Here is an 11,518-nt window from a genome sequence, read left to right on the forward strand (position 1 = left end):
GCAGCCGCACCGAGGTTCGAGGGGGCAGCCGTGACCACGACGCAGGACGGCCGACCAGCACCGGACGGCCCCGATTCCGACGCCGCACCCCGCACCGCCGGTGCCGCGGCCCCGTTGCCCGAGGAGGCCGGGCAGGTCTCGGAGAAGGAGGCCCGGCAGGTCGCCGAGGCCGCCCGCGAGTCCACCTGGGACCGGCCCAGCTTCGGCAAGGAGCTGTTCCTTGGCCGCCTCCGACTCGACCTGATCGATCCGTGGCCCCGATCGGATCCGGACGACGTGGCGCGCGCCGAGGAGTTCCTTGGTCGGTTCCGCGCCTTCCTGACCGCCGAGGTGGACGGGGCCGCCATCGAGCGCGACGCGTCCATTCCGGACTCGGTGTTCCATGGCCTGGCCGACCTCGGCGCGTTCGGCATGAAGATCGACCGGAAGTACGGCGGGCTGGGGCTGAGCAACCTGCACTACTGCCGGGCGCTGATGCTGGCCGGCTCGGTCAGCCCGGCCATCGGCGCGCTGCTCTCCGCGCACCAGTCGATCGGGGTGCCGCAGCCGCTGAAGATGTTCGGCACCGCCGAGCAGAAGCAGCGCTTCCTGCCCCGGCTCGCCGCCGGCGAGGTGTCCGCGTTCCTGCTCACCGAACCAGACGTCGGCTCCGACCCGGCCCGGCTGGCCACCACCGCCGAGCCGACCGAGGACGGCACCGGCTACCGGCTCAACGGGGTGAAGCTCTGGGCCACCAACGGCATCGTGGCCACCCTGCTGGTGGTGATGGCCCGGGTGCCGGCCGCCGAGGGGCGGCGGGGCGGCATCACCGCGTTCGTGGTGGACGGCGACAGCGCCGGCATCACCGTCGAACGGCGCAACGAGTTCGTCGGCCTGCGCGGCCTGGAAAACAGCCTCACCCGGTTCCACGACGTGTTCGTGCCCGCCGAGAACGTCATCGGTGGCGAGGGCAAGGGGCTGAAGATCGCCCTGACCACCCTCAACACCGGTCGCCTGTCGCTGCCGGCGATGTGCGTGGGCGCCGGCAAGTGGGCGTTGAACGTGGCCCGGGGCTGGGCCGCCGACCGGGTCCAGTGGGGCCGGCCGGTAGGCGAGCACGAGGCGGTCGCGCAGAAGCTCTCCTTCATCGCCGCCACCACGTACGGCATGGAGACCATGCTCGACCTCTGCTGCCTGCTCGCCGACGACGACCACAACGACATCCGGATCGAGGCCGCGCTGGTCAAGCTGTACGCCAGCGAGATGGCCTGGAAGATCGGCGACGAGCTGGTCCAGATCCGGGGTGGGCGCGGCTACGAGACGGCCGACTCGCTGGCCGCCCGGGGCGAACGCCCGGCCAACGTCGAGCAGGTGCTCCGCGACCTGCGCATCAACCGGATCTTCGAGGGCTCCACCGAGATCATGCACCTGCTGATCGCGCGGGAGGCGGTCGACGCCCACCTGTCGGTGGCCGGCGACATCATCGACCCGGACGCGGGCCTGGGCCGCAAGGCACGCGCCGGCGCCCGAGCCGGTGCCTTCTACGCGAGGTGGCTGCCCACCCTGGCCGTCGGCCGGGGGCAGAGCCCATCGGCGTACGCCGAGTTCGGGCCGCTCGCCGCGCACCTGCGCCAGGTGGAGCGGTCGTCGCGCAAGCTGGCCCGGTCGACGTTCTACGCGATGTCCCGCTGGCAGGGAAAGATGGAACGTAAGCAGGCGTTCCTCGGCCGCGTGGTGGACATCGGCGCCGAGTTGTTCGCGATGTCCGCGGTCTGCGTCCGGGCCAACGCCGAGCGGGGCAGCCGCCCGGAAAATGTCGAGCTGGCCGACCTGTTCTGCCGGCAGGCGCGGGTGCGGGTGGACGCCCTGTTCAACGCCCTGTGGGACAACACCGACTCGGTCGACACCACCGCCGCGAAGCGCATCCTCGCCGGCCGCTACGCGGGCCTGGAGGAGGGCGTGATCACTCCGTCCGACGAACTGCCCTGGGTGGCCCGCTGGTCGCCCGGCCCGTCCACCGCCAAGGACGTCCGCCGCCGCATCCCGCCAAAGCCCTGACCCGCGCGCGCCGCCGGGCGCCACGTCGAGCCGAGCCGGCTCGACGGCGGCCGGCGCAGGTGCAGCGGGCCACGGTGCGGGTGCGGCGGGCCGCGGTGTGGGTGCAGCGGGCCGCGGCGCGGGTCGGCGGGCGACGGCGCGGGTCAGCGGCTGATCGCCCAGGCCAGCACTGCCGCCAGGATCAGGCCGTTGACCGCCGCCAGACCCAGGTACGCCGCGGGCGGGATCTTCTTGCCCCGGCGGACGAAGGACACCAGGACGGCGGCGTAGCCGAGCAGCAGGACGGCGATGACGACCAGGAAGTAGAACACTCGAAGACCTTAACGGTCTCTCGACCGCGCGGTCCGAGGTGGCGCGGTGGTCGGCACCGCCGATGCCATGATCAGGTGATGAAAAGTAGGTCCCCGGGCTGCTTCTGACCTACTTTTCATCACTTGATCACGGTGCGAGCGGTGGTCGGCGGCATCCGCGGGTCGCCGGTGCGAGCGGTGGTCGCGGGGAAGTCGGGGTCAGCGGGTCCGGCCGCGCAGGCCGAGGTGGCGCAACTCCAGCGCGGCCAGCGCGTCGACTGTCGCGTCGTCGCCGCGCCGCCACGCCTCGGCCACGTCGGGCCCGACCTGGGTCAGCCGGCCCAGCGGCTGGGTGGCCAACGCGCGCAGGGCGAGCAGGTCCCGGCCGGCCGGCCCGGCGGCCAGCTTCGCGGCCGACCCGGCCCGACGCATCCAGCGCAGCCGCAGCGGCAGCCAACCGAACAGCACCAGGCCGAGCGGGAAGATCAGCACCGCGATGGTGAGAGCGAGGGCGAGCTGATCGACCAGGTGCTGCTGGTCGCGGCCGGCGTCGGCGAGCCCTCGGGCAGCGTTGGCGGCCTGTTGGAAGGGCGCGGTCAGCTCGTCGCCGACCAGTGGCACCCGGCGAACCTTGCCGCCGGCGTCGGCGAGGTTGTCGGCGAGGCCACTGCCGGCGCCCTCCAATTTCTGCCCCGGTACGGCGAGCTTCTGCACCAGGTCGTGCAGCCACAGCGCGCCGCGGACCGCCGCGTACACCCAGGCGACGACGAGCAGGTCGGTGAGCAACTGACGGGCGGCGGTCGGGAACCGATCGGCATAGATTTTCACGCCGGACAGCGTGTCACGAACCGAGCGCTGACGGCACGGTCGGATCGACAGTCAGCGGACGCAGGTGGGGCAGGTGCCGAAGATTTCCAGGGTGTGGCTGACGTCGGCGTAGCCGTGCTGCGCGGCGACCCGGTCGGCCCAGCTCTCCACGGCGGGCCCGGCCACCTCGACGGTGCGCCCGCAGGCCCGGCAGACCAGGTGGTGATGGTGCCCCTCGCTGCACCGGCGGTAGAGGTGCTCGCCGCCCGGCGGCCGCATCACGTCGATCTCGCCCGCGTCGGCCAGCCCCTGCAGGGTGCGGTAGACGGTGGTCAGGCCGACCCGCTCGCCGCGCTGGCGCAGCATCGCGTGCAGGTCCTGGGCGCTGTGGAAGCCCTCCATCTCGGCCAGCAGCGCACTCACCGCCGAACGCTGTCGGGTGTTGCGCACCGCGGTGCCGCTCTCGCTCTCGCTCATGATCCCTCCCCGGCGTGGCTGACCGCGTCCGCCACGATGTGCGCGACGTGCTCGTCGACCAGGCTGTAGGCGATCTCGCGACCGCGGCGGGAACCCCGCACCACACCAGCGCCGCGCAGCACCCGCAGGTGCTGGGAGACCAGCGGTTGCGCGGCACCGAGTTTGTCCACCAGCTCGTGCACGCACCGCTCACCGCTGGCCAGCTCACTGACGATGGCCAGCCGGATGGGCGCCGACAGGGCGCGGAGCAACTCGCTGGCCCCGTCGAACCCCTCGTAGCCCGTTGCGCTGGTCATCCTGCAACGGTAACCAATACCAGCGCCAGCGCCCCGCTCAGGATCGGCCCAGCACGACCTCGTGAGGTTCGGCCGTTGGCGCGGCGGCCGGCGTCGACCGCCGGCGCAGTGTCCGCCAGACCCCACCGGCGACGGCGACCACCAGGAAGGAGGCGATCGCGACGAGCACCACCGAGGCACCCGGCGCGGTGTCCGCCGTGGCCGCCACCCAGACACCGGAGCCGGCGGCGAAGAGCCCGAGCGCCATCGCCGCGGTCATGGTGCTGCGGAAACCCCGGGTGACCTGCTGGGCGGTGGCGACCGGCACCACCATCAACGCGCTGATCAACAGCACCCCGACGGCCCGCATCGCGATGGTCACGGTGATCGCGGTGGCCACCGCGATCAGCAGGTTCAGCGTACGCACCGGCAGGCCGGAGACCCGGGCGTACTCCTCGTCGTGGCTGACCGCGAAGAGGGCCGGGCGCAGCGCGATCATCGTGACCAGGATCGCCGCGCCGAGCACCGCGATGGTGATCACGTCGGCGAGGGAGGTGGTGATCAGCGACCCGAACAGGTAGGCGTTGAGGTTCGCGCTCGTCGCGTCGGAGAGGCCGACCAGCAACACGCCGCCCGCGATGCCGCCGTAGAAGAGCAGGGCCAGGGCCAGGTCACCGGAGGTACGCCCACGGGCGCGGACCACCTCGATGGCGATCGCGCCGGCGGTGGCGACGAGCACCGCGACCAGCACCGGTGAGCGGTTGAGCAGCAGGCCCGCCCCGACGCCGGTCAGGGCGACGTGCCCGACACCGTCGCCGATCAGCGCCAGCCGGCGCTGCACCAGGTAGATGCCGAGCGCCGGCGCGGCCAGGCCGATCACCAGCGCGCCGATCAGGGCATGCTGCATGTAGGAGTACTGGAAGAGTCCCATGGGTCAGTTGCTCCACAGCCCGGCGGGCTCGTCGTAGCAGTGCGGGTGCACGTGGTCGTGGTCCGGCTCCGCGTGGTGGCCGGCCGGGTCCGGCACCGCGCCGTCGTGGGCGATGCGGCCCTCGTGGACGACCACCGCCCGACTGATCACCGGTCGCAGTGGGCCCAGCTCGTGGGCGACGAGCAGCACCGTCCCGCCGCCGGCGACGAAGTCGCGCAGCGCGTCGGCGAATGCCTCCTGGCTGGCCGCGTCCACCCCCGCGGTGGGCTCGTCGAGGACCAGCAGCTCCGGGTGGCCGGCCAGGGCGCGGGCGATCAGGGTGCGTTGCTGCTGGCCGCCGGAGAGCGTGGCCACCGGGTCGCCGGCCCGGTCGGCGAGCCCGACCGCGAGCAGCGCGGCGTCGACGGCGGCCCGGTCGGCGCGACCCGGCGGGCGGAGCACCCCCCGGCGGGCCAGCCGCCCGGACGCCACCACCTCACGGACGGTCGCGGGCACGCCGCCGCCGGCACCCAGCCGCTGCGGAACGTACCCGATGCGCTCCCACTGCCGGAACCGGCGCAACGGCCGGTCGAAGAGGGTGACCGAGCCGGCGCTGAACGGCACCAGCCCGAGCACGGCGCGGATCAGGGTGGACTTGCCGGAGCCGTTGGCGCCGAGCACCGCGACCACCTCGCCGGCGGTCACGGTGAGCGAGATGTCCCGGAGCACGGGGCGGCCGTCGTAGCCGACCACCCCGTGCTCGACGGTGATGACAGGTGAGGTCACGAGCAGCCCAAGGCCGTCTGCAGGGTCCGCAGGTTGGTACGCATCACCGAAAGGTAGTCCCCGTTACTGCCGGCTGCGAGTCCTTCGATCGGGTCCAGTACGGCGGTCTTCGCGCCGACCTGACCGGCGATGGTCTCGGCGACCTTCGGGCTGACCAGGGTCTCGAAGAAGATCGTGGTGGCGTGGTGCTCCTTCGCCTCCTCGATCACCTGCGCGAGCCGCTGCGGCGAGGGCTCGACGTCCGGGCTCAGCCCGGTGATGCCGACCTGTTCGAGCTGGTAGCGGTCGGCGAGGTAGCCGAACGCGGCGTGGCTGGTCACGATCTCCCGCCGCTGGCAGGTCGCCAGGCCGTGCTTGAACTCGCCGTCCAGGGCCGTCAGGTCGGCGCGCAGCGCCGCGGCGCGGGCGGTGTAGTCGGCGGCGCGGTCCGGGTCGGCCTTGCCGAGCCGCTGGGCGAGCTGGTCACCGATGCCGGCGAGCCGGGTCGGGTCGAGCCAGACGTGCGGGTCCTTGCCGCCGTTGCCCTCCTCGGCGTGCCCCTCGTCGCCCTCGTGGTTGTGCCCGCCGGCGGTCGCGTCCAACAGCGGTTGCACGCTTGTCACGTCGAACGCCCGGTCGCCGCCGTTCTGGGCGACGGCGTCGTCCACCGCCGGCTGGAAACCCTTGAGGTAGACGATCAGCTCGGCCTCGCTGACCTGGCCGACCTGGCTCGGGTTGAGCTCCAGGTCGTGCGGCTCGGCGCCGGGCTTGGCCAGGTTGGTCACCCGGACCGCGTCGCCGCCGATCCGCTCGGCCAGGAACTGGAGGGGGTAGAACGCGGCCACCACGTCGACTCGTTGGGGGTCGGCGCCGCCGGCGCTGGTGGAGCAGGCGGCCCCGGCCCCCAGGGTGAGGAGGGCGGTGACGGCGGCCAGGACACGGGACGTGGTGCGGTTGCTCATGACGCCAACTGTCCGTGGCAACGATAATGATTGTCAAAAACGCATGATTGCATGTCAGAGCAGCTTCGCGAGGCCCACCGTCACCAGCAGCGTGAGCATCACCAGTCGAATCAGCCGGGTCTGTGGCGCCTGAACCGCCCAGGTCGTCGCCAACAGGGCGATCAGCACGGCGGCCAGCGCGAGCGTCAGCAGCCCGCCGATCACCCCCGGCGTGAAGAACGCCACCAGCACCACCACCAGGGTGATCAGGAACACCGACGTCGGGTTGGCCCCGGCCAACCGGGCCAGCAGAGGGCGCTGCGTACGCTGCATCCCACAGACTCTACGAGGAGGGACACCCGTTGCTGGTGACCAACCGGTTCGTGGTCGACGTCGATGTCGCCGACGACTTCACCGAACGGGCGCACGCCGCCCTCACCGCACTGGCCGCCTGCCCCGGCTACCTGCGCGGTCAACTGGTCCGGGCGCTCGACGACCCCCGGTACTGGTCGCTGGTCACCGAGTGGGAGTCGGTCGGCACCTACCGCCGGGCACTGGGCGCCTTCGAGGTCAAGGTCAGCGCCGTACCGCTGCTCGCCGAGTCGGTCGACGAGCCCTCCGCGTACGAGGCGCTGGCCACCGCAGCCCCCGGCGGGGCCGTGGTCGTCGCCGAGAGTGATCGGGCTGCGGGTCCTTACCGCTGAGCCGGCGGACACTACGCTGCTCCTATGACCGCACCCGCCCCGCCACCCGGTCCCGGGGTGGCTCCGCCGTTCGCCGCGCCGCCCACCGAGGGGCGCCGGACCCGGCTCTGGATCGGCCTCGGCGTCGGCGCGCTCGCCGTGGTGCTCTGCTGCGGCGGGGGCGGCAGCGCCGTCGTCGGCCTGTTCGTCACCGGCGTGCAGGCGGTCCGGGAGCAGGCCCGCACCGTGACCGGCGACTACTACCAGGCGCTTGTCGAGCGGAACTACGGGCGGGCGTACGAGCAGCTCTGCGACGACGCGCAGCAGCGCGAGTCCCAGCCCGAGTTCGAACGGCGTGCCGCCGCCGAACCGCAGGTGGCCGCGTTCCGGTTGGGTGAGGTGGACACCATCAACCTGACCATGCCGGTCGACGTGACGCTCGACGGCGGTGGCCGGGAGCAGCAGCAGGTCATCCTGGGGCGCGACGGCCAGACTGGTGGCGTGGAGGTCTGCGGGGTCAGCTGACCCGCCCCCGGTATTCTGCTGGGCTCAGGGCGACGGTGGTCGTACCGTTGTCCCGAACCGACCGATCCATCCACATCTCGCCCCCGCCGACCGCCAGCCGGCGTAGGAGGAAACATGCCAGCCGACCGTATCGACGCCGTCGTCAGCCTCGCCAAGCGACGAGGCTTCGTCTTCCCCTCCAGCGAGATCTATGGGGGCACCCGATCGGCGTGGGATTATGGCCCGCTCGGCGTGGAACTCAAGGAGAACGTCCGCCGGCAGTGGTGGAAGACCATGGTCCAGCAGCGCGACGACGTCGTCGGCTTGGACTCCGCGGTGATCCTGGCCCGCAAGGTGTGGGAGGCGTCCGGCCACATCGCCGAGTTCGTCGACCCGCTCACCGAGTGCCAGTTCTGCCACAAGCGGTTCCGGGCGGACCACCTGGAGGAGGCGTACGAGGCCAAGCACGGCAAGCCGCCGGTCTCGCTCGCCGAGCTCAACTGCCCCAACTGCGGCAACAAGGGCACCTTCACCGAGCCGAAGATGTTCAACGGCCTGATGAAGACCTACCTGGGCCCGGTGGAGAGCGACGAGGGGCTGCACTACCTGCGCCCGGAAACCGCCCAGGGCATCTTCGTCAACTACAAGAACGTCGAGACGGTCGCCCGCAAGAAGCCGCCGTTCGGCATCGCGCAGACCGGCAAGTCGTTCCGCAACGAGATCACCCCAGGCAACTTTATCTTCCGGACCCGCGAGTTCGAGCAGATGGAGATGGAGTTCTTCGTCGAGCCGGGCACCGACGAGCAGTGGCACGAGTACTGGCTCCAGGAGCGCTGGAACTGGTATCTCGATCTCGGCCTGTCGGCGGACAATCTGCGCCTGTACGAGCACCCCAAGGAGAAGCTCTCCCACTACTCGAAGCGCACTGTCGACATCGAGTACCGCTTCCAGTTCGGCGGCACCGAGTTCGCCGAGTTGGAGGGTGTCGCCAACCGCACCGACTTCGACCTCTCCACGCACAGCAAGCACTCCGGCGTCGACCTGTCGTACTTCGACCAGACCAAGAGTGAGCGCTGGATGCCGTACGTCATCGAGCCGGCCGCGGGTCTGACCCGCGCGGTGCTCGCCTTCCTGCTGGAGGCGTACGACGAGGACGAGGCACCGAACACCAAGGGTGGCGTGGACAAGCGCACCGTGATGCGGTTCGACCCGCGGCTGGCCCCGGTCAAGGTCGCGGTGCTGCCGCTGTCGCGCAACGAGGCGCTGTCGCCGAAGGCCAAGGACCTGGCGACGCTGCTGCGCAAGCGTTGGGTGGTGGAGTTCGACGACTCGCAGGCGATCGGCCGCCGCTACCGTCGGCAGGACGAGATCGGCACCCCGTTCTGTGTGACAGTCGACTTCGACACCCTGGACGACAACGCCGTGACGGTGCGCAACCGGGACACCATGGCTCAGGAGCGGGTCTCCCTGGACCAGGTCGAGCGCTACCTGATCGAGCGCCTCCCCGGCTGCTGACGTACTCCGGAAAGTGGCCCCTTCTCCACGGTGGTGGAGAGGGGGCCACTTCGTGGTCTACCAGGCAAAACGCCGGTCGATGAAATTAATTCAATGCCATCTTTCGATATCTTGGTCGTGATCGGAAGAAGGTGGGTTGACATGGCGAAGCGACTTCTCGTCCTCCGCGTGACCGCCGCGGCGGCAATCGTCGCGGGACTGCCGGCGCTCTCGGGCTCCACCGCCCACCGCGGTGCCGTCCAGGTGCTCCCCGCCCAGGCTGCCGCCTCCGCCCCGCCGGACGTGTCATCCGCGTCACGCGGGTCGGCCGGTTCGGTCGACCCGGCCGCGCCGTCCATGTCGTCCGCCGAGGGGATGATCGAGGCCGCCCAGGCGAGGCTTGAGCCGAGGGTCGCCTCCCGCCGCGGTCCCGCGCGCAGCGCGTCCCCGCGAGCCCCCGTCATCCCGCCGGTCGTCGGTGCGGCCGGTGGTGCGCGCAGTACGCCCCCGCAGGCCCCCACGACACGTCTCGCCCCCGTCACGGCCATCCACTCGCAGGCCGCGATCGACCGCGGAGCGCTCGTCACCTGGACGACCTCGCCGACGTGTCTCCTGGCGGGGCACGACACCATGGGTTGGGCGTGGCTGGACGACCTCCCGGCGGGGCGGGTGGTGCGGGTCGTGTCGGGGCCGTGCGCGGGCACCTACCAGGTGGTCGGGCGCCGCTGGCAGCCGCGCAAGGGAGGCACGATGCCGCACTGGGCGAGCCGATACGATCTCGTGCTCCAGACCTGCACGGGGCCCAGCGGGACAGGCTTCAGCACCGCCCGACGGCTGTCCCGGTAGGCCCGCTCGGGTCGCCCCCCGGGCGTCGACCCGAGCGTCCGCCCGGCGGCGGGCATAGGGGGAGGAACCCCTCCGTATACTTGCGGGGTGAGTGATGTCGCGGTGGCGCCCGGACGCCCGTTGACCCTCGGTGGCTACCAGGTGTGGCCGCCGGTGGTGCTCGCGCCGATGGCCGGGATCACCAACGTCGGTTTTCGCCGGCTCTGCCGTGAGCAGGGCGGCGGCATCTACGTCTGCGAGATGATCACCACTCGGGCGCTCGTCGAGCGCAACCCGAAGACGCTGCGCATGATCGCGTTCGGCGACGACGAGAAGCCGCGCAGCCTCCAGCTCTACGGCACCGACCCGGACATCACCGCCGCCGCCGTCCGGATCGTCGTCGAGCGCAACCTGGCCGATCACATCGACCTCAACTTCGGCTGCCCCGTACCCAAGGTCACCCGGCGTGGTGGCGGCGCGGCGCTGCCGTGGCGACGCCGGCTCTTCGCGCGGCTGGTGCGGGCCGCGGTGGACGCCGCGTCGCCGGCCGGGGTGCCGGTCACGGTCAAGATGCGCAAGGGCATCGACGACGACCACCTGACGTACGTCGAAGCCGGGCTCGCCGCCCAGGAGGCCGGCGTGGCCGCGGTGGCCCTGCACGGGCGGACGGCCGCGCAGCGCTACTCGGGCACCGCCGACTGGGACGCGATCGCCACCCTGAAGCAGGCCCTCGACGTGCCGGTGCTCGGCAACGGCGACATCTGGGAGGCCGACGACGCGCTGCGGATGGTCGCGCACACCGGGGTCGACGGCGTGGTCGTCGGGCGTGGCTGCCTGGGTCGCCCGTGGCTCTTCGCCGACCTGGAAGCCGCCTTCGACGGTCGTCCGCAGCGACGGCTGCCCACCCTCGGCGAGGTGGCGGTGACCATGCGCCGGCACGCCGAGCTGCTTGTCGACCAGTTCGTGGCCGGCGCCCGCAACCCGGCTCGGGGCGAGCGGGACGGCTGCACCGATTTCCGCAAGCACGTCGCCTGGTACCTCAAGGGCTTCCCGGTCGGCGGCGAACTGCGCCGCTCGCTGGCGATGATCGAAAGCCTGGCCCAGCTCGACGACCTGCTCGGCAAGCTCGATCCGGCGGAGCCGTTCCCGGTGACCGCCCTGGGCCAGCCGCGGGGGCGCACCAACTCGCCGGGCAAGGTCTTCCTGCCGGAGGGTTGGCTGGCCAGTCGGGACGACGACGCCGTCCCCGAGGGTGCCGAAATGGACGACTCCGGCGGCTGAGCCGCACCCGTTGGTGTGTGCCGTGACGCGCGGGCGGGCGGCCTGCCGAGGCCCCGTCGGACGCGGGACCGTGTGCGTTCCGGCTTGCGGTTATGCCGAACAGGGCCGGACCCCTGGAGGGTCCGGCCCTGTTCGGTGTGGGTCAGCTGGTGGCGTAGCCGCGGGTGGCGATCCAGTCGGCGAGGTGCTCGACGGTGATGTCGTAGGCGGCCTGGTTGGGGTCGGCGGA

Annotated in this window: 14 protein-coding genes and 1 pseudogene; 6 read left to right on the forward strand and 9 right to left on the reverse strand. The window is 71.8% G+C overall.

Annotated features, from left to right (window positions below; all coding sequences use genetic code 11):
* Positions 1–30 precede the first annotated feature (30 nt).
* Positions 31–2,037 (forward strand): acyl-CoA dehydrogenase family protein, encoded by a 2,007-nt coding sequence (locus tag AB0B57_RS29950; RefSeq protein WP_357077170.1) that lies wholly within the window; start codon positions 31–33, stop codon positions 2,035–2,037.
* 143 nt (positions 2,038–2,180) lie between these two features.
* Here AB0B57_RS29950 and AB0B57_RS29955 read toward each other — a convergent pair whose 3' ends face one another.
* The 8 genes from AB0B57_RS29955 to AB0B57_RS29990 all read right to left on the reverse strand — a co-directional run bounded on the left by AB0B57_RS29955 (position 2,181) and on the right by AB0B57_RS29990 (position 6,835).
* Positions 2,181–2,348: a hypothetical protein gene (locus tag AB0B57_RS29955; RefSeq protein WP_357077173.1), complete on the reverse strand. Its 168-nt coding sequence runs from the start codon at positions 2,346–2,348 to the stop codon at positions 2,181–2,183.
* 198 nt (positions 2,349–2,546) lie between these two features.
* On the reverse strand, positions 2,547–3,155 hold the full coding sequence (locus AB0B57_RS29960; RefSeq protein WP_357077176.1) for a hypothetical protein: 609 nt from the start codon (positions 3,153–3,155) through the stop codon (positions 2,547–2,549).
* Positions 3,156–3,206: 51 nt separating this feature from the next.
* Entirely contained in the window at positions 3,207–3,611 is a 405-nt protein-coding gene (locus AB0B57_RS29965) for a Fur family transcriptional regulator (RefSeq protein WP_357077180.1), read from the reverse strand.
* The gene (locus AB0B57_RS29970; protein WP_355030824.1) at positions 3,608–3,907 is read right to left on the reverse strand and encodes a metalloregulator ArsR/SmtB family transcription factor; all 300 of its coding nucleotides are present in this window, start codon (positions 3,905–3,907) and stop codon (positions 3,608–3,610) included. Before AB0B57_RS29970 ends, AB0B57_RS29965 begins: the two co-directional genes overlap by 4 nt.
* 37 nt (positions 3,908–3,944) lie before the next feature.
* Positions 3,945–4,817, reverse strand: coding sequence for a metal ABC transporter permease (locus AB0B57_RS29975; RefSeq protein WP_357077185.1), 873 nt, complete (start codon positions 4,815–4,817; stop codon positions 3,945–3,947).
* Between the two features lie 3 nt (positions 4,818–4,820).
* Positions 4,821–5,582: a metal ABC transporter ATP-binding protein gene (locus AB0B57_RS29980; protein ID WP_357077188.1), complete on the reverse strand. Its 762-nt coding sequence runs from the start codon at positions 5,580–5,582 to the stop codon at positions 4,821–4,823.
* Positions 5,579–6,523 carry a metal ABC transporter substrate-binding protein gene (locus AB0B57_RS29985; RefSeq protein WP_357077191.1) on the reverse strand — a complete coding sequence of 315 codons (945 nt, stop codon included), beginning with the start codon at positions 6,521–6,523 and terminating at the stop codon, positions 5,579–5,581. Before AB0B57_RS29985 ends, AB0B57_RS29980 begins: the two co-directional genes overlap by 4 nt.
* A 54-nt stretch (positions 6,524–6,577) precedes the next feature.
* Entirely contained in the window at positions 6,578–6,835 is a 258-nt protein-coding gene (locus AB0B57_RS29990; RefSeq protein WP_357077194.1) for a hypothetical protein, read from the reverse strand.
* A 29-nt stretch (positions 6,836–6,864) separates the two neighbouring features.
* Here AB0B57_RS29990 and AB0B57_RS29995 point away from each other — a divergent pair, with 29 nt between their 5' ends.
* The 5 genes from AB0B57_RS29995 to dusB all read left to right on the forward strand — a co-directional run bounded on the left by AB0B57_RS29995 (position 6,865) and on the right by dusB (position 11,289).
* A complete protein-coding gene (locus tag AB0B57_RS29995) occupies positions 6,865–7,206 on the forward strand; it encodes an antibiotic biosynthesis monooxygenase (protein WP_354979695.1) in 342 nt (113 codons plus the stop codon).
* Positions 7,207–7,230: 24 nt separating this feature from the next.
* A complete protein-coding gene (locus tag AB0B57_RS30000) occupies positions 7,231–7,710 on the forward strand; it encodes a hypothetical protein (RefSeq protein ID WP_357077199.1) in 480 nt (159 codons plus the stop codon).
* A gap of 114 nt (positions 7,711–7,824) precedes the next feature.
* Positions 7,825–9,204, forward strand: a complete 1,380-nt coding sequence (locus AB0B57_RS30005; protein ID WP_357077200.1) for a glycine--tRNA ligase — start codon at positions 7,825–7,827, stop codon at positions 9,202–9,204.
* A 141-nt stretch (positions 9,205–9,345) separates the two neighbouring features.
* Positions 9,346–10,029 carry a hypothetical protein gene (locus AB0B57_RS30010; protein WP_357077203.1) on the forward strand — a complete coding sequence of 228 codons (684 nt, stop codon included), beginning with the start codon at positions 9,346–9,348 and terminating at the stop codon, positions 10,027–10,029.
* A gap of 87 nt (positions 10,030–10,116) precedes the next feature.
* Positions 10,117–11,289, forward strand: coding sequence for a tRNA dihydrouridine synthase DusB (gene dusB, locus AB0B57_RS30015; protein WP_357077207.1), 1,173 nt, complete (start codon positions 10,117–10,119; stop codon positions 11,287–11,289).
* A gap of 142 nt (positions 11,290–11,431) precedes the next feature.
* Here dusB and AB0B57_RS30020 read toward each other — a convergent pair.
* Positions 11,432–11,518, reverse strand: a pseudogene (locus tag AB0B57_RS30020) (phytochelatin synthase); the annotation flags it as partial.

The organism is Micromonospora sp. NPDC049101, assembly GCF_040648675.1.
Taxonomy (GTDB): domain Bacteria; phylum Actinomycetota; class Actinomycetes; order Mycobacteriales; family Micromonosporaceae; genus Micromonospora.

Coding starts and splice junctions, on each gene's coding strand:
- AB0B57_RS29965 (WP_357077180.1), bottom strand. CDS start 3,611: ATGAGCGAGAGCGAGAGCGGCACCGCGGTGCGCAACACCCGACAGCGT.
- AB0B57_RS29990 (WP_357077194.1), bottom strand. CDS start 6,835: ATGCAGCGTACGCAGCGCCCTCTGCTGGCCCGGTTGGCCGGGGCCAAC.
- AB0B57_RS29985 (WP_357077191.1), bottom strand. CDS start 6,523: ATGAGCAACCGCACCACGTCCCGTGTCCTGGCCGCCGTCACCGCCCTC.
- AB0B57_RS30000 (WP_357077199.1), top strand. CDS start 7,231: ATGACCGCACCCGCCCCGCCACCCGGTCCCGGGGTGGCTCCGCCGTTC.
- AB0B57_RS29975 (WP_357077185.1), bottom strand. CDS start 4,817: ATGGGACTCTTCCAGTACTCCTACATGCAGCATGCCCTGATCGGCGCG.
- AB0B57_RS30010 (WP_357077203.1), top strand. CDS start 9,346: ATGGCGAAGCGACTTCTCGTCCTCCGCGTGACCGCCGCGGCGGCAATC.
- AB0B57_RS29970 (WP_355030824.1), bottom strand. CDS start 3,907: ATGACCAGCGCAACGGGCTACGAGGGGTTCGACGGGGCCAGCGAGTTG.
- AB0B57_RS30005 (WP_357077200.1), top strand. CDS start 7,825: ATGCCAGCCGACCGTATCGACGCCGTCGTCAGCCTCGCCAAGCGACGA.